This is a genomic window from Streptomyces sp. APSN-46.1, from assembly GCF_022815725.1.
Lineage (GTDB): Bacteria > Actinomycetota > Actinomycetes > Streptomycetales > Streptomycetaceae > Streptomyces.
Genome location: NZ_JALGRF010000009.1, coordinates 160,052 through 180,909, shown reverse-complemented (window position 1 = coordinate 180,909; position 20,858 = coordinate 160,052). Strand labels below are relative to the sequence as shown.

The 20,858-nt window shown below is 73.7% G+C and carries 14 protein-coding genes and 1 riboswitch; of the genes, 7 read left to right on the top strand and 7 right to left on the bottom strand.

Translation table 11 applies throughout. The annotated features are described in order from the left end of the window. Positions 1–101 precede the first annotated feature (101 nt). A complete protein-coding gene (locus MTF65_RS22820) occupies positions 102–1,397 on the top strand; it encodes a YncE family protein (RefSeq protein WP_243630762.1) in 1,296 nt (431 codons plus the stop codon). A gap of 192 nt (positions 1,398–1,589) precedes the next feature. Further along, positions 1,590–2,339 carry a DUF4190 domain-containing protein gene (locus MTF65_RS22815; protein ID WP_243630761.1) on the top strand — a complete coding sequence of 250 codons (750 nt, stop codon included), beginning with the start codon at positions 1,590–1,592 and terminating at the stop codon, positions 2,337–2,339. Between the two features lie 58 nt (positions 2,340–2,397). On the opposite strand, the gene MTF65_RS22810 is transcribed toward MTF65_RS22815, so the two are convergent. Together MTF65_RS22810 and MTF65_RS22805 are read right to left on the bottom strand one after the other, a co-directional pair. Continuing rightward, positions 2,398–4,614, bottom strand: a complete 2,217-nt coding sequence (locus MTF65_RS22810; RefSeq protein ID WP_243630760.1) for a terpene synthase family protein — start codon at positions 4,612–4,614, stop codon at positions 2,398–2,400. Positions 4,615–4,738: 124 nt separating this feature from the next. Then, positions 4,739–6,790, bottom strand: a complete 2,052-nt coding sequence (locus MTF65_RS22805; protein ID WP_243630759.1) for an ABC transporter ATP-binding protein — start codon at positions 6,788–6,790, stop codon at positions 4,739–4,741. A gap of 289 nt (positions 6,791–7,079) precedes the next feature. Between MTF65_RS22805 and MTF65_RS22800 the strand changes: the two genes are divergently transcribed. Next, positions 7,080–7,637 (top strand): hypothetical protein, encoded by a 558-nt coding sequence (locus MTF65_RS22800; protein ID WP_243630758.1) that lies wholly within the window; start codon positions 7,080–7,082, stop codon positions 7,635–7,637. A gap of 72 nt (positions 7,638–7,709) precedes the next feature. Here the strand turns inward: MTF65_RS22800 and cobN are convergent, their stop codons facing one another. After that, complete coding sequence (cobN, locus tag MTF65_RS22795; protein ID WP_243630757.1) at positions 7,710–11,327, bottom strand: cobaltochelatase subunit CobN; 3,618 nt, start codon at positions 11,325–11,327, stop codon at positions 7,710–7,712. Between the two features lie 53 nt (positions 11,328–11,380). Continuing rightward, positions 11,381–11,460: riboswitch (cobalamin riboswitch) on the bottom strand. A gap of 373 nt (positions 11,461–11,833) precedes the next feature. Here cobN and MTF65_RS22790 point away from each other — a divergent pair. From MTF65_RS22790 to MTF65_RS22780, 3 genes are read left to right on the top strand one after another with little or no spacing between them, the layout of a single operon-like run. After that, positions 11,834–13,213 (top strand): cobalamin biosynthesis protein CobG, encoded by a 1,380-nt coding sequence (locus tag MTF65_RS22790; RefSeq protein WP_243630756.1) that lies wholly within the window; start codon positions 11,834–11,836, stop codon positions 13,211–13,213. Further along, positions 13,210–13,857, top strand: a complete 648-nt coding sequence (locus tag MTF65_RS22785; protein ID WP_243630755.1) for a precorrin-8X methylmutase — start codon at positions 13,210–13,212, stop codon at positions 13,855–13,857. Before MTF65_RS22790 ends, MTF65_RS22785 begins: the two co-directional genes overlap by 4 nt. Next, on the top strand, positions 13,854–15,353 hold the full coding sequence (locus MTF65_RS22780; RefSeq protein WP_243630754.1) for a precorrin-2 C(20)-methyltransferase: 1,500 nt from the start codon (positions 13,854–13,856) through the stop codon (positions 15,351–15,353). Before MTF65_RS22785 ends, MTF65_RS22780 begins: the two co-directional genes overlap by 4 nt. 83 nt (positions 15,354–15,436) lie before the next feature. Here the strand turns inward: MTF65_RS22780 and MTF65_RS22775 are convergent, their stop codons facing one another. Genes MTF65_RS22775 through MTF65_RS22760 form a run of 4 tightly spaced genes read right to left on the bottom strand, consistent with a single transcriptional unit; the run spans position 15,437 to position 19,515 of the window. Beyond that, positions 15,437–16,315 carry a cobalt-precorrin-6A reductase gene (locus tag MTF65_RS22775; protein ID WP_243630753.1) on the bottom strand — a complete coding sequence of 293 codons (879 nt, stop codon included), beginning with the start codon at positions 16,313–16,315 and terminating at the stop codon, positions 15,437–15,439. Then, positions 16,305–17,054 (bottom strand): precorrin-4 C(11)-methyltransferase, encoded by a 750-nt coding sequence (cobM, locus tag MTF65_RS22770; protein ID WP_243630752.1) that lies wholly within the window; start codon positions 17,052–17,054, stop codon positions 16,305–16,307. The genes MTF65_RS22775 and cobM overlap by 11 nt, the downstream gene beginning before the upstream one ends. Next, positions 17,051–18,310 (bottom strand): precorrin-6y C5,15-methyltransferase (decarboxylating) subunit CbiE, encoded by a 1,260-nt coding sequence (cbiE, locus tag MTF65_RS22765; protein ID WP_243630751.1) that lies wholly within the window; start codon positions 18,308–18,310, stop codon positions 17,051–17,053. Before cbiE ends, cobM begins: the two co-directional genes overlap by 4 nt. Further along, positions 18,307–19,515 (bottom strand): MFS transporter, encoded by a 1,209-nt coding sequence (locus tag MTF65_RS22760; RefSeq protein ID WP_243630750.1) that lies wholly within the window; start codon positions 19,513–19,515, stop codon positions 18,307–18,309. The genes cbiE and MTF65_RS22760 overlap by 4 nt, the downstream gene beginning before the upstream one ends. Positions 19,516–19,634: 119 nt before the next feature. Between MTF65_RS22760 and MTF65_RS22755 the strand changes: the two genes are divergently transcribed. After that, entirely contained in the window at positions 19,635–20,627 is a 993-nt protein-coding gene (locus tag MTF65_RS22755) for an ArsR family transcriptional regulator (protein ID WP_243630749.1), read from the top strand. Positions 20,628–20,858 lie beyond the last annotated feature (231 nt).

Sequence of the window (20,858 nt, the reverse complement as noted above, 5' to 3'; positions counted from 1 at the left end):
CGACGTGACGAAAGGGCGTGCCCCCTGAGGGTTGCGCCCTTTTGCCGTTCCGCCTATTTTACCGGCCGGTAACAGCGCCTCCATCCAACGGAGTTGAGCGGATGTCCCGGACCGAACGCACCGCCCGTACGCCCCTGCGCGCCTTCCTCACCGCAGGAGTCCTCACCGCGGCCACCGCCGCGCTCCTGGCGGGGCCCGCCCCGGCCGGCGCCACCCCCGCCTCCGGCCTCCGTGAGGTGCTGTTCGTCGGCAACAACTGGGAGGGCACGGCCGATGTCCTCGCCTCGACCGGTGACCTCGCGCGCGTCGGCCGGATCAATGTGATCCCCGACAAGGAGGAGCGGCTCCGCGAGATCTACCTCAACCCCGTGAAGCTCGGCTTCTTCCTGGGCGTCCGCGCCACCGCCGGTGAGGGGCACGATCAGTTCGTGGACGACATGTACACCACCCCGGACGGCTCGGCGGTGGTCGTCTCCCGGCCCAGCTTCGCCGACGTCGTCTCCATCGACGTCCGGTCCGGCCGGATCAACTGGCGCTTTCCGGTCGCCGGCTACCGCTCCGACCACATGGCGGTCTCGCCGGACGGCACCCGTGTCGCCGTCTCCGCCTCCACCGCCAACACCGTGCACGTCCTGGACATCACCACCGGCCGGCAGACCGGCTCCTTCGCCACCGGCGACAAGCCGCACGAGAACACCTTCACCCGCGACGGCCGCTTCCTGTGGAACAGCTCCATCGGGGACGTGACCTCCGCCCTCGACGCGTCCTGGCTGGACTGGACGAAGGGCGACCGGAAGATCACCGTCGTCGACGCGCAGACCTTCCGCACGGTACGGGTGATCGACATGCGGGAGCGCCTGGACAGCTTCGGCCGCCCGGACCTCTCGGACGCCCTGCGGCCCGTGTCCTTCAGCCCCGACGAGTCCAAGCTCTACTTCCAGGTGTCGTTCTTCAACGGCTTCCTGGAGTACGACGTGGCCACCGACCGCATCACCCGCCTCAAGGTGCTTCCCGAGAACCCGGCCACCAGCAAGGACCGCACCACCTGGGTCAACGACTCGCGCCACCACGGCATGTCCATGAGCCCGGACGGCGCCAAGCTCTGCGTAGCGGGAACCATGGACGACTACGCGACGGTCGTGGACCGGGCCACGCTCGCCGAGGGGCCGCTGGTGCCCGCCGACAAGCCGTACTGGGCCACGGTCGACGGCGACGGCACCGGCTGCGTGATCTCCGAGAGCGGCGCCGACCGGGTCACGGCCATCGACTTCGCCACGGGCACCAAGCGCGTATCCGTCCCCGTCGGCGACCACCCCCAACGAGTCCGCCTCGGCCACGTCCCGCAGGACTGGACCGGCCCCGCCGCCCGTCAGGACGTGTCCGGCGCCGGGGAGTAGCGTGGGAGGTGGCACAACTCCATCGGCGGGTATACGGCGGCGTGTTGGGACCAGGCCCCGGCGGGTGGCCGGGAGATGCCGAGGCTCGGCTGGTCCGAGCGCCATCTGCACATCGGGCCCCACCCGGCGGCCACGGTGCCACCGCATGCCCGTCGGCCGCGTCTCACACTCTGTGCAAGGAGAGCCGCGCGCATGTCCAGACTGCCGCAACCACTCCCACCACCGTCGTCGCCCGAGCCGCACCCGCAGCCGGGACCGTACGGACAGCCGGGGCAGCCCCGGTCGCACGGCGGCCCGCAGGGCCGGTACGCCGTCGTGGCGCTCGTCCTGTCGATGCTCCGGGCACTGCGGAGGGTCCCGCTGATCCTCGGCAACACCGCCCGGCTCCCTGTGCGCCATCGTGGACAGAAGAGCAAGGGCGTGGCCGTCGCGCCCGCCGCCGTCCACAGCACGGCCCTCGTGTTCGTGCTGTTCCTCGGGCTCTCCGGAGTGGCGGACGACGGCAGCAGCACCCTGTCGAAGCGCGACACCGGTGGCCGGGTCACCGGCCCGGTCGTCACCGACGTGGAAGACATCAAAGTGGGTGACTGCTTCAACACCGACGACGATCTGAAGGACTATCAGGGCGAGGACGGCCGAGCGCCCCTGTCGGTGGACATCGTGCCCTGCGCCGAACCGCACCAGTCGGAGGCGTTTGCCGTCTTCGGCCTGAAGGACGGGCCGTACCCGGGCGAGAAGAAGATCGCTTCGATGGCCAACGCGAACTGCGGCAAGGCGCTCACCGACTACGTGGGCGCTGCCGCAAAGCTCCCGAAGACCATGAAGGTGTACTACTACTATCCGAGCTCCGCCAACTGGACCTTCGGCGAACGCGAGGTCACCTGCTTCATTGGCGACACCAGCGGCCCGAGCACCGGCTCGGTCCGCGCCACCAGCTCCTGAGCCCGTCCGGCCTGAGGGGCGGCGGGGGCGGGCGAGCGGACCGCCCCCGCCGCCGGGATCACGCGGGTAGGGAGATCCGGGCTGCCGACATGCCGAAGCCGGAGCCCAGCACGCCGGTGGACAGCATGTCGGGGATTGCGTGGAGGTCTTCCTCGCGGTAACGGCGGCACTTATGGTGCCAGTTGAGGATCCCGGCGAGCCAGTCCCGCAGTTCGCCGACGTACGCGTCGATCCCGGACCGCGCCTCGGCCTCCAGCTTCCAGTCGTCGTAGAGCAACGGCAGCTGGTTCGCGACGATGTGCTCGAACTCCTCGGTGCGCTGCGTCATCAGGTCGTGGCAGATGCGCAGGGCCTCCGGATAGCCGATGTCGAAGAAGTTCCGGGTGACGAGCACGAAATTGTGCACCTCACCCTCGACCTCCACCTCCTTCTGGTACGAGAAGATGTCGTTGATCATGCACGCGGCGTCGGCCGCCGCGTTCTCCAGGGACCTGATGGTCCCGGAGGCGTAGATCTCCTCGGGGATGCCGCGGCCCTGCTGGCCCAGCCGGCACAGGTACATCGTGAGGTACGAGCCGAAGGTGCGGCGCCGCATCTCCGCGTAGTCCACCGGGTCGGGGATGCGGCCCAGGATCTGGTTCTCCACCTCCCACAGCCAGCTCTCCAGCATGTCCACCAGCGTGGCCCGGAACTCGGCGCGGACGGCCGGGCCCATGTCCTGGCTGGTGCGCACCCACAGCTCGCCGAGGGCCCGCTCCATCGCGGTCGCCGGCTCCGGCTGCTCGGCGTGGTCGACCGGGATCATGGCGGTGAGCCGGGCCGTCGTCGCCTTCGCGGCGGGAAGGTTCCTGGCCTGCGCGAAGACCACCGGGTAGTAGTCGTCCCCGTACGTCCCCCAGGTCAGCCAGCACGCGTTGAGGAGCAGTGCCTCGGGCGTGGCGTCGGGGTCGATCCCCGCCGAGCACAGGGCGAAGTCGTAGCCGCGCAGCTTCTGTTCGTTCCAGATGGCCGATCCGGGGTCGCCGGGCTGCGGGTCCAGCAGTCCCATCCGCCGGGCCCACGCGACGGAGCCCTCGCGCGCGTGCTCCAGATGCGGGCTGAGCGTGAGCGGGAACGGCATGTAGATGTCCGGGACGACCGAAGGGCCGGTCCGCTCGAAGGGCGCGTGGGTGAAGCTGCGGCGGCGCATCTCCATCGCGCGCGGCGCCAGGATCGACCGCAGGTCGAGGGCGGTGGTGCCGAGCCCGGACGGGAGGAAGGGCAGGGAGACGGGCGCGGTGGCGCGGGCCTCCTTGTTCATGTAGCGGCTGGAGACCATGTGCCATTCGTGGCCGCCCGATTGCCAGTCCTGGAGCCCCTTCGCGTAGGCGAGGACGGCCGCGATCTCCGCCGGGTTCATCGCGTGATCGGCGAAGAGCTGGGGGAGCTCGGAGAGCGCGGTCTGTTCGAACTGCTGCAGCCGGGAGGTGAGCAGATCGTTGGAGGCCTCGGCGGCCTCCTGGGTGGTGCAGTCGAGGAAGGTCTCCAACACCAGGATGGCGTTGGAGAGTTCGCCCTCGTCGGCGACCTCGCGCTCGTAGGAGAAGATGTCGTTCCTGATGTGCACGGCGTCGGAGAAGGCGTCGCGCAGCACGCCGAGCGGCCGTGAGTGCGCCACCCGCGCCGGGACCTCGGCGGAGACATACTCGATCAGTCCGGCCGACCAGGGGGCGCCGCCCACCTTGCGGCGCATCTCGATGTACTCCAGCGGGTTCGCCACCCGCCCGATGTTGATGTTGGCGAGCTCCCACATCGACTCGTTGAGCAGGTTCTTCGTCGACTGGGAGAACCGTTCCCGCCAGTCCATGGACATCGCCGGCACGGTCCGCGCCCACAGGTCCGCCAGGCCGGCCTCGACCGGGTTGGTCGGCTCGGGGAATCCGTCCGCCAGGTTCATCGGCATGAACGCGGCGAGTTTGTCGAGGTACTCCTTGGCACCGTCGCGGTCCTGGGAGCGCTTGTACATCTCCAGGAAGTGGTCGTCGAAGAAGAACACCCACACGTACCAGTCGGTGACCAGCGACAGCGCGTCGCTGTCGCAGTCGGGGTGGGTGTACGAGCACAGCAGGGCGTAGTCGTGGGAGTCGAGGTCGCGCTCCTCCCAGACGCCGGAACCTTCCAGCATGCCGAGCGCGCGTGCCCATTGCTTGGTGTGGACCCGCGCGTCCTCCAGATGGGGGTTCAGTCGCGCCGGATAGGGCACGTAGAAATCCGGCAGTTGGAACGGCTGCGTCACGGCGGGTGGGCCTTTCGTGTGTCTGTACGTCCGTCTGGTGCGGGGGCCCGGTCGCCCGGGCCCCCGCACGAGATCAGCAGTGCCCTACCCCTGGTGGCCGTGGGATAAGGGGGAGTTCACCGCATCAGGTGACGGTGGTGTCTTTCTGTGGCGCGGGGGCCTGCCGGGGGATAGGGGCGCTCACGTCCTCCGGCTGTTCGCCGTACCGGTCGGCCCGCTCCTCGTACGGGACGGCCTGTTCCCCGTACTGGTCGGCCTGCATCCGGAACATCGACGCGTACCGGCCGCCCCGCGCCAACAGCTCCTCGTGGCCGCCCTGTTCGACGAGCCGCCCCTGGTGCAGGACGTAGATGACGTCGGCGTGGCGCACCCCCGACATGCGGTGCGTGACGAGGACGACCGCCCGGTTCGGACCGGCCAGAGCGCGGATGCTGTCGAACGCGGCGATCTCCGACGCCGGGTCGAGTGCCGAGGTCGGCTCGTCCACGACGATGACGCGCGCGTCGCGGTAGCGGGTGCGGGCCAGGCCGAACTTCTGCCACTGCCCGCCGGAGAGTTCGGACGCGCCGCGGAAGACCCGCGCGAGCAGCGTCTCGTAGCCGTTCGGCAGCTTCTCGATGATCCCGTCGGCCCCGGCATGGCGCGCGGCGGCGACGACCGCGGCCGCCTCGTCCACCGACCGCTCCGGTGCCTCGTCGCCGGGCCGGCCGATGGCGATGTTGGTACGGGCGGTCACGGGCCAGCGTTCGAAGTCCTGGGTGAGCAGGGCGACCCGGTCGAAGACCTGCTCCCGGTCGGCCTCCCGTACGTCCACCCCGTCCCAGGTCAGCGACCCCGTGTCGGGCAGGTGCAGACCGGTGAGGAGTTTGACGAGGGTGCTCTTGCCGGACCCGTTCTCCCCGACCAGGGCCACGACCTTGCCCGCCTCGATGGTCAGGGAGACCCCGGCGAGGGCCGGCTCGTCCCGGTCCGGGTAGCCGAACCCCACGTCCGTGAACCGGACCGTGCCCAGCGCCTCGGGCAGCGGCCGCCCGCCCCGCGGGATCGCGCGACGGCCCGCCTCGGCGACGAACCGCTCCAGGTCCCGGACGTACAGGGACTCCTCGTGCAGGGTGTTGGTGGTGGAGACCAGCCCGCCCAGGCTCGCGGAACCGGCGCGCACGGCGATCACGGCGGTGCCGGCGACCGCGAGGTCCATCCGCCCGGCGGCGATGAGCGCGCCCATCGCCGCGTACGTGACCAGGGCGGCGACCCCGGAGAGGGCGGCGGCCAGCAGCTCCGTGGCCGCCTTGTCCTTGGCGAGGCGGGTGGCCTCGACCTCGGCGTGCTCGGCCATGTGGCGATAGTGGCCCAGCAGATAGCGGCCGACGCCGTGCACCCGGACCTCGGGCGCCGACGTACGGGAGATCAGCAGCTGGCCGATGAGCCGGGCGGCCCGTACGTGTTCCACCCAGGCCATCACGGACACGTAGCGGCGCTGCGCCACCCGCATCGCACCCCAGCCGCGCGGGGCGGCGATCAGCAGCAGCATGGGCAGCAGCAGCGGGTGCAGCACGGTGAGCACCCCGGCGGTGGCGACCAGGGAGATCACTCCGCCGAGGGTGGCCACACAGGCGCCGATGGTGCGGCGGGCCGAGGGCGGGCCCCACTGGGCGCTGTCCAGCAGCCGGCGGAACTCCCCGTCCTCGATCGCTTCGAGCTCCACCTCGACGGCGGCGCGCAGGTACTGCTCCTGCGCGGCCCGCTCGACCTTGGGCTCCAGCCGCCCGGCGGCCGCCGTGGACCGGGAGGCGAGCACGGCTCCCAGTACGGCTACCAGCGCGCCGGTGGCGAGGGCGGGCAGGGCGGCGTGCAGCCGGTCGGCGGGGCTGCCCGCCCCGAGCAGCGTACGGAGCACCTCGCTGAGGACGAGCAGCCCGACGGCGGAGGTGACGCCCTGCCCGGCCTCGGAGGCGGCGACGGTGAGCAGCGCCGGCCGGTCGGTGTTCCATGCGAGCCGGAGGGTTCCGCCGACCATGCGGGGCATGGCGCGCAGGGTGGTGAGCAGCCGGCTCTCCAGCCGGGCGTACTCGTGGTTGGCCCAGCCCGCGTCGTAGCGCAGGGGCCCGCCGAAGAGCCGGCGCTCGCTCTCGGAGACGGTGGGCTCGGCGGGCACGGGCCGCTTGAGGAGCCTCATGCGCGGCCACCTCCGTCCGGTGCGGGGTCGAACACCACATGAACGTGCACGGATCGCAAGATTCCTCCCGAGGCGGCGCGGCCGGCGAACTGATGCCGGAAGAACGTGGCTGTTCAGAGCGGCGTCACGGGCGGTGGGGAGCGAACGCTCGAACGCAGTTGCGCCGGGATGGCAAACCCCAAGGGACGTCCGGGCTTCGGTTCGTGACGCGGCGTTCGAATCACCCGGGGGTGCGGAGGACCCCCTTCGAGGTATTGCGTCGATATCCGGCCGGTGATCAAATTCCGCCATGAACATGTCTGACCCGGGCGTCGCCCGTGGGATACGCGGGGTACGCGGGCTGCTGGCGCTCGTGGTCATGGCGGGCGGGCTCGCCGGGTGCTCGCTGCTGTCGCCGTTCACGACCTGCGAGGGCACGGCGGCCGCGCTGAAGAGCCTGGAGCGGGATCCGGTGCTGGAGGCCCGCCCCGAGGGGACGACGGAGCTGAAGGGGTTCGAGGGGCTCTCGGCCGAGTGCCTCGACGACAGCGGGGACGCCTGGATGTACGCGAGCCGGCTCTACGTGGCGCCCGTGGACGCGGGGACGGTGATGCGGTTCTACCGCGAAGCGGCGCCGGAGCAGGGCTGGACGCGGCGGCCGAACCGATGGCTCCTGCCCGAGGAGGAGGCCGGATTCTGCTTCTCGCAGCAGGAGGAGAACGGGGTGCGCGAACTCGACGTGCGGATCATGCCGGCGCGGCAGGCGAAGGAAATGTACGGATACGAGCCGCCCGCGGGCCCGGCCGTCGAGACCCTCTACACCGTGGAGGTCGGCGCGTCCGTGGACGGTACGCCGATGGAATGCTGAGGCCGCCCCCGCGTCCGGCGGGGCGAGGGGGCGGTCTCCGGATCCGCGGCGGTCACCCCGCCTGGCCGGCGGCTACTCCGCCTCGCCCTCCAGGTTGCCCTCGGTGTCCAGGTACACCTGGCGCAGGGACTCCAGGACCTGCGGGTCCGGCTTCTCCCACATGCCCCGGGACTCGGCTTCGAGCAGGCGCTCCGCGATGCCGTGCAGGGCCCACGGGTTGGCCTCCTCCAGGAACGCGCGGTTCTCCGGGTCCAGGACGTAGGTCTCCGTCAGCTTGTCGTACATCCAGTCGGCCACCACGCCGGTCGTGGCGTCGTAGCCGAAGAGGTAGTCCACCGTCGCGGCCAGCTCGAAGGCTCCCTTGTAGCCGTGGCGGCGCATGGCCTCGATCCACTTCGGGTTGACCACGCGGGCGCGGAAGACGCGGGACGTCTCCTCCACCAGGGTGCGGGTCTTGACCGTCTCCGGGCGGGTGGAGTCGCCGATGTACGCCTCCGGCGCGGTACCGCGCAGCGCGCGGACCGTGGCCACCATGCCGCCGTGGTACTGGAAGTAGTCGTCCGAGTCGGCGATGTCGTGCTCGCGGGTGTCCGTGTTCTTCGCGGCCACCGTGATCCGCTTGTAGGCGGTCTCCATCTCCTCGCGCGCGGCCCGGCCCTCCAGGCCGCGGCCGTAGGCGTAACCGCCCCACACCGTGTAGACCTCGGCCAGGTCGGCGTCCGTCCGCCAGTCGCGCGAGTCGATCAGCTGGAGGATGCCCGCGCCGTACGTGCCGGGGCGCGAGCCGAAGATACGGGTCGTCGCGCGCCGTTCGTCGCCGTGCTCGGCCAGGTCCGCCTGGGCGTGGGCCCGGATGAAGTTCTGGTCGGCGGGCTCGTCGAGCGAGGCGGCGAGCCGCACCGCGTCGTCCAGCAGCCCGATGACGTGCGGGAACGCGTCACGGAAGAAGCCCGAGATGCGCAGCGTCACATCGATGCGGGGACGGCCGAGTTCGGCGAGTGGGATCGGCTCCAGGCCGGTCACACGGCGCGAGGCCTCGTCCCAGACCGGCCGGATGCCGAGCAGCGCCATCGCCTCGGCGACGTCGTCGCCCGAGGTGCGCATCGCGCTGGTGCCCCACAGGGACAGGCCGACGGAGGCGGGCCACTCGCCGTTGTCCGTGCGGTAGCGGTTCAGCAGCGAGTCGGCCAGGGCCTGCCCGGTCTCCCACGCGAGGCGGGACGGGACGGCCTTCGGGTCCACCGAGTAGAAGTTGCGGCCGGTGGGCAGGACGTTGACCAGGCCGCGCAGCGGCGAGCCGGACGGGCCCGCCGGTACGAAGGCGCCGTCGAGCGCGCTCACCACGTGGGCGATCTCGTCGGTGGTGCCGGCCAGGCGCGGGACGACCTCGCGGGCCGCGAAGTCCAGTACGGCCGCCACGTCCGCCGAGTATCCGGCGGCTACCGAAGCCACCGCCCCGGGGGCCCAGTTCGCGTCCTCCATCGCCTGGACCAGCGCGCGGGCCGCCGCCTCCGCCTCGTCGGCGGTCGTACGGGTGGCCGCCGACTCGTCGAGGCCGAGCGCCTCGCGCAGGCCGGGCAGGGCCGTCGTACCGCCCCAGATCTGACGGGCGCGCAGGATCGCGAGGACCAGGTTGACCCGGGCCCCGCCGGTCGGGGCGCCGCCCAGGACGTGCAGACCGTCGCGGATCTGGGCGTCCTTGACCTCGCACAGCCAGCCGTCGACGTGCAGCAGGAAGTCGTCGAAGCCGTCGTCGTCCGGGCGCTCTTCGAGGCCGAGGTCGTGGTCGAGCTTCGCGGCCTGGATCAGGGTCCAGATCTGGGCGCGGATGGCCGGCAGCTTCGCCGGGTCCATCGCCGAGATCTGGGCGTACTCGTCCAGGTGCTGCTCCAGGCGCGCGATGTCTCCGTACGACTCCGCGCGCGCCATCGGCGGCACCAGGTGGTCGACCAGGGTGGCGTGCACGCGGCGCTTGGCCTGGGTGCCCTCGCCCGGGTCGTTGACCAGGAACGGGTAGATCAGGGGCAGGTCGCCGAGGGCGGCGTCGGGCGCGCAGGACGCGGACAGGCCGGCGTTCTTGCCCGGCAGCCACTCCAGGTTGCCGTGCTTGCCCAGGTGGATCATCGCGTCGGCGCCGAAGCCGCCGTCCTCCGCGCGCGCCTGGATCCAGCGGTACGCGGCCAGGTAGTGGTGCGACGGCGGCAGGTCCGGGTCGTGGTAGATCGCGATCGGGTTCTCGCCGAAACCGCGCGGCGGCTGGATCAGGATCAGCAGGTTCCCGCGGCGCAGGGCGGCGAGCACGATGTCGCCCTCCGGGTTCGCCGAGCGGTCCACGAACATGGTGCCGGGAGCCTCGCCCCAGTGCTCCTCGACGCTCTCGCGGAGCTCAGCGGGGAGTTCGGCGAACCAGCGCCGGTAGTCGGCGGCCGGGATGCGGACCGGGTTGCGGGCCAGCTGCTCCTCGGTGAGCCAGTCCTGGTCGTGGCCGCCGGCCTCGATCAGGGCGCGGATCAGCTCGTCGCCGTCGCCGGAGACCAGGCCCGGGATGTCCTCGACGGGGCCGAAGTCGTAGCCGCCGGCGATCAGCGTGCGCAGCAGTTCGACGGCGCTGGCCGGGGTGTCGAGCCCGACCGCGTTGCCGATGCGGGAGTGCTTGGTCGGGTACGCCGACAGCACCAGCGCGACCCTCTTGTCGCGGCGTTCGATGTGCCGCAGCCGGGCGTGGCGTACGGCGATCCCCGCGACCCGGGCGGCCCGCTCGGGGTCGGCCACGTAGGCGGGCAGGCCGTCCTCGTCGAGCTCCTTGAAGGAGAACGGGACGGTGATCAGGCGGCCGTCGAACTCGGGCACGGCGACCTGGGTCGCGGCGTCGAGCGGGGACAGGCCCTCGTCGCTCTCCTCCCAGGCGCCGCGCGAGCCCGTGAGGCACAGGGCCTGGAGGATCGGGACACCGAGCGCGGCGAGCGCGCCCGCGTCCCAGGACTCGTCGTCGCCCCCGGCGGAGGCGGTGGCGGGCTTGGTGCCGCCCGCCGCGAGGACGGTGGTGACGACCGCGTCGGCCGACTCCAGCGCGGCGATCAGCTCCGGCTCGGGGGTGCGCAGCGAGGACACGTAGAGGGGGAGCGCCTGGGCGTCCTGGGCCTCGATGGCGTCGCACAGGGCGTGGACGAAGGCGGTGTTGCCGCTCATCTGGTGGGCGCGGTAGTAGAGCACGGCGATCTTGGGGCCGGTGGTGGTCCCGGGCGTGCGCTCCAGCGGGCCCCAGGTGGGCGAGGCGGCGGGCGGTTCGAAGCCGTGGCCGGTGAGGAGCACGGTGTCCGAGAGGAAGCGCGCCAGCTGGTCCAGGTTGGCGGGGCCGCCGTGGGCGAGGTAGCCGTGCGCCTCGGCGGCGATGCCGATCGGGACGGTGGAGGCCTCCATCAGCTGGGCGTCCGGGGCCTGTTCGCCGGTGAGGACGACCACCGGGCGGGTCTGGGCGGGGGCCAGCAGCAGATCGAGGCCCTCCTGCCAGGCGCGGAGGCCGCCGAGGAGGCGTACGACGACCAGGTCGACGCCGTCGAGGAGGCCGGGGAGGTCGTCGAGGGGAAGGCGGGAGGGGTTCGCGAACCGGTACGGGACGGGGCCGTCCGCCGTGTTCGCGGCGCGGGCGCTGAGCAGATCGGTGTCGGACGTCGACAGCAGCAGGATCATGCGGCGGCAGGCCTTCCTCGGGGTTTCCGCGCCCCGGGCAGTGAGGACAGCGGGAGTTCCTGACTCACCCGGCCGATTGGCTCCGCAGGGTTCACAGTGGCGGGACCGCGCCGGATTCGCACCGGGCTTCCTCCCATGTCGCCGTCCTCGGCGATGGCGGGCCGTACGGCTCCGCCGGTGGTCATCCTAGGTGGCCCTTTCCCTGGCCGGGAGTGGGGGTGGGGGTGGGCGTGCCGGTCCCGGCGGGGCGGGTGCCGAGTGCGGCGCCGTTGCCGGGGCTCTGCCCCGGACCCCGCGCCTCAAACGCCGGCGAGGCTGATTCGCGGACTCCGCGCCTCAAACGCCGGCGAGGCTGATGGGGGCGGCGGGGCTGATTGGGTCGGCGAGGCTGATGGGGCGGCGGGGCTGATGGGGGGCGGGCTGGGTGTGGTGGGACGCGTCGTGGCTGGTTCGGGGTGGTGATCGACACAGGGGGCGGGCGCAGAATCGTGGGTATGCTCGCCGCCATGCCCACGCCCCCTTCCGCCGCAGCGCGGGACGAACCCGTCATACGGGATCGCGGCGACGCCTGCCCCGGCGCGCTGCGCCTGCACGCCGCCGACGACGGGTTCCTGGCGCGGATCCGGATACCCGGCGGGCTGCTCACGGTCGCTCAGGCCTCCGTGCTCGGGCTCGCCGCGGACCGGTTCGGCGACGGGCACCTCGAACTGACCTCCCGGGGCAACGTCCAGCTGCGCGGGCTCGACGACGGATGCGGCGCGGCCCTCGCGGGGCTGCTGGACACGGCGGGACTGCTCCCGGCGCCCGGTCACGAGCGCGTCCGCAACATCGTGGCGACGCCCCTGTCCGGCCTGGACACCCCGGCCGAGGTCGCCGGTGAAGGCACCGGTGCGGGCGCGGGCGATGGCGAAGGGGTCGGGCGGCCCGACGTGATGGGGTGGGTGCGCGCGTTCGACGGGTTGCTCTGCGCGAGCCCCCGGGCGGCGGCCCTGTCCGGACGGTTCCTGTTCGCCTTCGACGACGGGCGCGGGGACGTCGCCGCGCTGGGCCCCGACGTGACCGTGCTCGGCGGGCCCGACGGCCGGGCGCTGATCCGGCTCGGCGCGGCCGCCGACGCCGTGGAACTGGCCGCGCCGCACGCGGCCCGGGCGGCGCTGCTCGCCGCCGAATACTTCCTCGACACCGCCGACGCGGCCGGCACCCGGGCCTGGCGGGTGTCCGAACTTCCCCCCGAACACCCCCTGGACGAGGCCGAGTTCACCCGCCGACTGGCCGCCGCCGGGATCGAGGCGGCCGTCGTCACCGAGGTGGCCTGGCCGTACGCGCCGCCGCCCCGGCCGTGGGGCGCGGGGACCGGCAACCGCACGCACCTGTGCGTACTGCCGCCGCTGGGGCGGCTGAGCTCCGAGCAGTGGCGGGTCCTGGTACGGGTCGCGGACCGGGGCGCCCGCGAGCTGCGCGTCACCCCCTGGCGCACCGTCATCCTGCCCTCGGCGAGCACCCGTAGGCCCCTCTCCGGTGCGGACCTGATCGAGAGTGCCGGCCTGGTCCTCGCCCCCGACAGCCCCTGGGAGTCCGTCACCGCCTGTACCGGACGGCCCGGTTGCGCGAAATCCCTCGCGGACGTACGCGCCGACGCGCGCGCCGTCGTGGACCGGGCGCGCGGGCCGCTGCCCCTGCACTGGTCCGGGTGCGAGCGGCGGTGCGGGCACCCCCGGGGCACCGACTGGGTGGACGCCGTGGCCACCCCCGACGGGTACCGCCTGTCCGTCCCGGGAGGCCAGGCACCCCGGCACGTCACGACCCCTGAGCTCGGCGCGGCCCTCCTGGACGCGCGCACCACCTCCCGAACAACCCCGATTTCCCACGACGCAGTGAAGAAATGAGCGAGTACACCGTGTTCGAGTACGAGAAGGACGGCGCCGCGATCTACCGCCAGTCCTTTGCCACGATCCGCGCCGAGGCGGACCTCTCCGGGCTGCCCGCCTCCGTCGCCCAGGTCGCGGTGCGCATGATTCACGCCTGCGGGATGACCGACCTGCCCAAGGACCTCGGCTACACCCCGGACGTCGTGCTGCGGGCGCGCGCCGCCCTCACCGCCGGCGCGCCGATCCTGTGCGACGTGCAGATGGTCGCCAGCGGAGTCACCCGCAAGCGGCTGCCCGCCGACAACGAGGTGATCTGCACCCTCTCCGACCCGGCCGTGCCCGAGCTCGCCGCGAAGATGGGCACCACGCGCAGCGCCGCCGCCCTCGAAGTGTGGCGGGACCGGGGCCTGTTGGAGGGTGCGGTGATCGCCGTCGGCAACGCGCCGACCGCGCTGTTCCGCCTGCTGGAGATGATCGAGGAGGGCGCCCCGCGCCCCGCGGCCGTCATCGGCGTCCCCGTCGGCTTCATCGGCGCCGCCGAGTCCAAGGACGCCCTCGCCGAACACCCCTCGGGCCTCGACCACTTGATCGTGCGCGGACGGCGCGGCGGCAGCGCCATCGCGGCCGCCGCCGTCAACGCGATCGCGAGCGTGGCCGAGTGAGCGCCGCACACGCCAAGGGCCGGCTCTACGGGGTCGGGCTCGGGCCCGGCGACCCCTCCCTGATGACCCTGCGGGCCGTCGAGGTGATCGCCGAGGCGCAGGTCGTCGCGTACCACAGCGCCCGGCACGGCCGCTCGATCGCCCGCTCCATCGCGGCGAAGCACCTGCGCGCGGACCACATCGAGGAACCGCTGGTCTACCCGGTCACCACCGAGACCACCGACCACCCCGGCGGCTACCAGGGGGCGATGGAGGAGTTCTACGAGGCCTCCGCCGCCCGCCTCGCCGCGCACCTCGACGCCGGCCGCACCGTCGCCGTGCTCGCGGAGGGCGACCCGCTCTTCTACGGCTCGTACATGCACATGCACAAGCGCCTCGCCGACCGGTACGAGGCCGAGGTGATCCCCGGGGTCACCTCGGTGAGCGCCGCCGCCGCCCGGCTCGGGACCCCGCTCGTGGAGGGCGAGGAGGTGCTGACCATCCTGCCCGGCACCCTGCCCGAGGAGGAGCTCACCGCCCGCCTCGCCGCCACCGACTCGGCGGTCGTGATGAAGCTCGGCCGCACCTTCCCCGCCGTCCGGCGGGCCATGGAGGCCAGCGGCCGCCTCGCCGAAGCGCGGTACGTGGAGCGCGCGACCATGGCCGGCGAGCGGACCGGGGTCCTCGCCGACACCGACCCCGAGAGCGTCCCCTACTTCGCCGTGGCCGTCGTGCCCAGCCGGATCGGCAACCCGGGCAGCGTGCCGTCCGGGCCCGGTGAGGTCGTGGTCGTCGGCACCGGCCCGGCCGGGCCGCTGTGGCTGACCCCCGAGACCCGGCGGGCGCTGGCCGACGCGGAGGTGCTCGTCGGGTACACGACGTACCTGGACCGGGTTCCGGTCAAGCCGGGCCAGATCCGGCACGGCTCCGACAACAAGGTGGAGTCGGAGCGGGCCGAGTTCGCGCTCGACCTCGCCCGCCGCGGCCAGCGCGTCGCCGTGGTCTCCGGCGGCGACCCCGGCGTCTTCGCCATGGCGACCGCGGTCCTGGAGGTCGCGGGGCAGGCGGAGTACAAGGACGTCCCCGTACGGGTCCTGCCAGGCGTGACCGCCGCCAACGCGGCGGCCGCCGCGGCCGGCGCCCCGCTCGGCCACGACTACGCCACCATCTCGCTCTCCGACCGCCTCAAGCCGTGGGAGGTCATCGCGGAGCGGCTGCGCGCGGCCGCCGCGGCCGACCTGGTTCTCGCCCTGTACAACCCGGGCTCGCGCAGCCGGACCTGGCAGGTGGCCCAGGCCCGGGAGCTGCTGCTGGAGCTGCGCTCCCCGCGGACGCCGGTGGTCGTCGCCCGCGACGTGGGCGGCCCGACGCAGACGGTGCGGATCGTCACCCTCGGCGAACTGGAGCCGTCCGAGGTGGACATGCGCACGATCCTGCTGATCGGCTCCTCGCAGACCCAGGTGACGGAGCGCGCCGACGGCTCGCGCGTGACGTGGACCCCGCGCCGCTACCCCTGATCGTGGCCCATTTTTAGCCTCGCCGGCGTTTGAGGCTCCGCGCCGGGCACATCCAGCCTCGCCGGCGAGGCTGAGGGGGCGTGCTACGAAGTCTTCGCGCCGCCCAGCCAGTTCAGAGCCTCGGCCACCGCGTGCGCCTCCGATACGCCCTCCGGGACCGCGGGACGGCGTACGACCAGGACCGGGATGCCCGCCTCGCGGGCAGCGGTGAGCTTGGGGGAGGTTGCCGAGCCGCCGCTGTCCTTGGTCACCAGTGCGTCGATACGGTGGCGGGCGAGCAGCGCCCGCTCGTCGTCGAGCGTGAACGGGCCGCGGTCCAGGAGGACTTCGAGGCGCGGAGGCACCGGCGCGGCCGGGGGGTCCACCGAACGCACCAGGAACCAGGTGTCGGTGAGGTGCGCGAAGGTGTGCAGGCCCATGCGGCCGGTGGTCAGGAAGGCCCGGCTGCCGAGGGACGGCACCAGGCCGGCGGCCTCTTCCAAGGAGTCGGCGAAGGTCCAGTCGTCACCCGGGCCGGGGACCCAGCCGGGGCGGCGCAGCGCCAGCAGCGGGACGCCCGTACGAGCGGCCGCCTCGGCGGCGTGGAAACTCATCCGCTCCGCGAAGGGGTGGGTGGCATCGACCAGTTGCGTGACCCGGTGGTCCCGGAGCCAGGCGGCGAGGCCCTCAGGCCCGCCGAAGCCGCCGATGCGGGTCTCACCGGGCGGGAGCACGGGTGCGGCGACCCGGCCCGCCAGGGAGGTGGTCACGCGGAGCGTCTCCGGGGCGGGTAGCCCGGCCGGTCGTCCCGACCCCGTACCGTCCTGCACCGTACCGTCCTGCACCGCACCGTCCTGCACCGCATCGTCCCGCCCCGCCCCGGCCAGGGCTTCGGCCAGGCGGCGGGCCTCCGTCGTGCCGCCCAGGATCAGGACGTGCCGTGCGGGGCCGGAGCCAGCGGTGTCAGCGGTGTCAGCAGACATGCCGGTCGCGCTCGGCCGAGTACAGGTGGCTGTCCCGGAACTGCTCGGCGCCCAGGGTGCGGCCCACCACGATCACCGCGGTGCGCACCAGCCCGGCCGCCTTCACCTGGCCCGCGATGTCGGCGAGGGTGCCGCGCAGGATCAGCTCGTCGGGACGGCTGGCCATCGCCACCACCGCCACCGGGCAGTCGGCCCCGTAGTGCGGCAGCAGCTCGTCGACCACCCGCTCCGCGTACCGGGTCGCCAGGTGCAGGACCAGCAGCGCGCCGCTGCGGCCCAGCGTGGCGAGGTCCTCGCCGGGCGGCATGGGCGTGGCCTGCTGGGCGATCCGGGTCAGGATCACGGTCTGGCCGACGGTGGGCACGGTCAGCTCCCGCTTCAGCGCGGCGGCCGCCGCGGCGAACGCCGGTACGCCGGGCACCACCTCGTACGGGATGCCGGCCGCGTCCAGGCGCCGCATCTGTTCCGCGACGGCGCTGAAGATCGACGGGTCGCCCGAGTGCAGCCGCGCCACGTCCTGGCCCGCCTCGTGGGCGCGTACGAACTCGGCGATGATCTCGTCCAGGTTCAACTGCGAGGTGTCGACCAGCCGGGCGTCCGGCGGGCACTCGGCCAGCAGTTCGCGCGGGACCAGGCTGCCCGCGTACAGGCAGACGGGCGCGGCGGCCAGGGTCCGGGCACCGCGCACGGTGATCAGGTCGGCGGCGCCGGGGCCCGCACCGATGAAGTACACGGTCATGTCGTCTGGTCCACCATTCTCTTCGTCACTGACCACTGGGTCACCGGCATCGCCTGCCGCCAGCCCGTGAAACCGCCGACCGGCACCGCGTGCGCGACGGCCAGCTTCACCAGCTCCCCGCCGTGCCGTTTGTGGCGGTCACCGAGCACCGCCTCCGACTCCAGGGTGACGGTGTTCACCACCAGCCGGCCGCCGGGGGCCAGCGCCGCCCAGGCCGCGTCCAGCAGGCCCGGCGCCGTCAGGCCGCCGCCGATGAACACCGCGTCGGGCACCGGGAGTCCGGCCAGCGCCTCCGGGGCCGCACCCGTCACCACGCGCAGGCCGGGCACGCCGAGTGCCGCCGCGTTGCGGGTGATCCGCGCGGCCCGCTCGGGTACGCGTTCCACGGCCACCGCCCGGCAGGAGGGGTGGGTGCGCATCCACTCGATCCCGATGGAGCCGGAGCCGCCGCCGATGTCCCACAGCAGTTCACCGGGGGCCGGGGCCAGCGCGCACAGCGTCGCCGCCCGGACGTGGCGCTTGGTCAGCTGGCCGTCGTGCTCGTACGCGGTGTCCGGCAGGCCGGGCGTCGCGCCCAGGCGGGGGGCGGCGGCGGCCGGATCCCGGCGGCAGTCGACGGCCACCACGTTCAGGGCGTCGCCGGGCTCGTGGTCCCAGCCGTCGGCCCGGCCCTCGTACGCGTCCTCGTGCTCGGACCCGAGCTGCTCCAGCACCCGCATCCGGCTGGGCCCGAAGCCCCGCTCCCGCAGCAGAGCGGCGATCTCGCCCGGGGACGCCGCCCCGGCGCTCAGCACCAGGACCCGCCGCCCCTCGTACAGGGCGGCCGCGAGCCGGGCCACAGGGCGGCCGACCACCGTGACCACCTCGGTGTCCTCCACCGGCCAGCCCAGCCGGGCGCAGGCGTACGAGACGGACGAGGGGTGCGGGTGGACCCGCAGGGAGCCGGCGCCCAGCTCCTCGGAGAGGGCGCGGCCGATCCCGTAGAACATGGGATCCCCGCTGGCCAGCACCGCGATCCGGCGGCCCGCGTGTTCGGCCATGAGCTTCGGCACGGCGGGCCGCAGCGGGCTCGGCCACGCCACCCGTTCACCGGTGCACTCGCCCGGCGGCAGCAGGTCCAGCTGGCGGGGTCCGCCGATCAGCACCTCGGCGCGGGCCAGCGCCTCGCGCGCGCCGGCCGTGAGCCCGGCCCAGCCGTCGGCGCCGAGGCCGACGACCGCCACGGGCAGGGGCGAGGATGGTGCTGCGGAGCTCACTGCGCGGTACCTCGAACGGAAGTCGGAGAGGGGTGGACCCGCAGCCTACTGGTGCGCAACGCGGGCTCCAGGACCAGGGTGACCGCGACCGACGCCGCCGCCAGCACCGTCATCGCGACCGGGGCCGAGGTGTACTGGGCGAGCAGCCCGGCGAGCGCCGCGCAGACGCCCTGCATGGTGAGCATCCCGGCCGAGTGCAGACCCAGCGCCTGGCCCTGGGTGCCCTCGGGGAGCAGCGCGACCAGCCGCTCCTGCATGAGGAGTCCGGCCGAGAAGCCGACGGACGCCACGGCCACCGTGACCGCCGCCACGACGGGGCCGGGCTCCAGGACGAACACCAGGTAGGGCGCGGCGAGCAGCAGCCGCAGCGGGGCCGCCAGCCGGGCCCGCAGCCGCGCGGGCAGATACCGCCCGGCGAGGGTGTCCCCGACGAGCATGCCGGCCGCCGCGCTCCCGAACAGCAGCCCGGCGTGCGCCGCGTCGTAGGGGACGAACAGGGACTCGCAGCCGACGATCAGACCGTTGGGCACCCACAGGGCGAGGTAGAGCGCGCGGCGCGACGGGTCGCGGAACAGGGCGGCGTTGGTACGCCAGGTCTCGGCCGGTGAGGGCCGGCCGCTCGCGCGCGGCTCCCGCCGGCGCAGCCCGAACCGTACGGTGAGCACGGCGGCCAGCGAGAGCCCGGCGGCGGTCAGCAGCGCCCCGCGCGGGGAGATCGCGGCGACCAGCAGCCCGCCGAGGGCGTACCCGGCGATCTGCGTCACTCCGGAGCAGACGGCGAGCAGCGACCGGCCCAGGAGGTAGTCCTCGGCGGGCAGGACTTCGGTGAGCAGCCCGTAGCGGACGCCGCCGGCGAGGGAGTCGGCGAGCCCCTGGCCCAGCAGCACCGCGAACAGCGCCCACAGCGGCAGCCCCGGGACGGCGAGCACCAGCGTGCCGAGCGCGCCGACGGCCGAGAGCCCGCCGAGCGCCGCGCGCGGGGGCAGCCGGTCGGCGGCGGAGAGCAGCAGGGTCGCGCCGAGCATCTGGGCGAAGGACGGGCCGAACATGCTGAGCGCGGAGAGCAGCGGGCTGCGCGTGCGGTCGTAGACGAGGACGGCGAGCGCGAGCCCGCTGACGGTGGAGGCGCCGACGCGCAGGGCGGCCGCCGCGAAGAAGGGGGTGAACTCGGGAACACGGGCGAGTGAGCGGTAGGTCCGGGGCATGCGGGGAGTGTCCGGGGCCGCCCGGCGGGCGCCTAATGTTTCGCGTACCGGCGAAACCCGGAGGGGTGGGAACCGGAGGGTGGGAACCGGAGGGTTGGAAAGAGAGGTGGGGACGGCGCGTGGGCTGGTGGCGGATCGACACCGACGCACTGGCGGACAGCCGGTTCGTGGTGTCCGCGCTCGCCGAGACCACGGCCGCGGTGATGGCACTGCACTGGCAGACCGCCGCGCACCCGGCCGAGCGGGCCTGGCTGGCAGCCCAACTGCCCCGCTACCGCGCCCATATGGCCTCCGAACCGCTCACCGGCGAGCTGGTACGGGCGGCCCTCGGACGGCTGTGGACCGCCGACTTCCTGACGCCGCCGCCGGACGGACGTTCCTTCGAGGAGGAGCTGGAGTCGATCCGCGCGACCCCGGACGCGGTCGTACGGACGAACCTGCGCGCCGCCTCCCGACTCCCCGAGGCCCTCGAACGCGTCCGGGGGCTGGGCCCGCGCACGGCCGAACTGCTGGAGTGGGTCTGGGCCGAGGCCGTACGCCCCGACTGGGAGCGGCGGCGCCGGGTCGTCGAGGCGGACATCCTGGTCCGCACCCGGGAGTTGAGCCTCGGGGGATGGGCGGCGGCGCTGTCGGGGATGCGGCCCGGCATGGCGTGGCTCGGCGAGGGGCGGCTGCGGATCAACCTCCAGCAGAGGCCGCCGCGCGAGCTGTCGGGGGAGGCCGGGCTGGTCTTCGTACCCGTGACGCCCCGGCACGGGTGGGTGTCCTGGCGGGGCGCGCACCGCAACGCCCTGGTGTATCCGTGCGAGGGGCAGCTCACGCAGTCGGGCGCGGGCGCCGCCCCGCAGGCGCTGGTCCGGCTGCTGGGGCCGGTCAGGGCGCGGGTGCTGGTCCTGCTGGAGAGCCCGAAGTCCACGACCCAGCTGGTGGCCCTGACCGGGCTGAGCCTGGGCGCGGTGGCCGGACAACTGAAGGTGCTGCTGGCCGCCGGACTGATCCTGCGGCGGCGCACGGGGCGCACGGTGCTGTACGGCCGGGTCGCCGCCGGGGACGTACTGGTGTCGGCGGCGACCGGGGGCCAGGAGGGCCCGCGCGGTGAGGGCGCGCGGTGACGGCGCGCGGTGAGGCCGCGGGGTGGGGCCGCGCGGTCAGGGAGCGCGCGGTGGGGTCGCGCGGTGAGGCGGCGCGGTCAGGGAGCGCGGTGGGGTCGCGCGGTGGGGCCGCGCGGTGGGGCCGCGCGGTGAGGCGGCGCGGTCAGGGAGTGCTATGAGGGCGCCGGACCCGGCGGGGCTGCTCCCCTCGGGCGCCCCGGGTGTGAGCCCGTCCGCCCCCGGGGTGCCTCA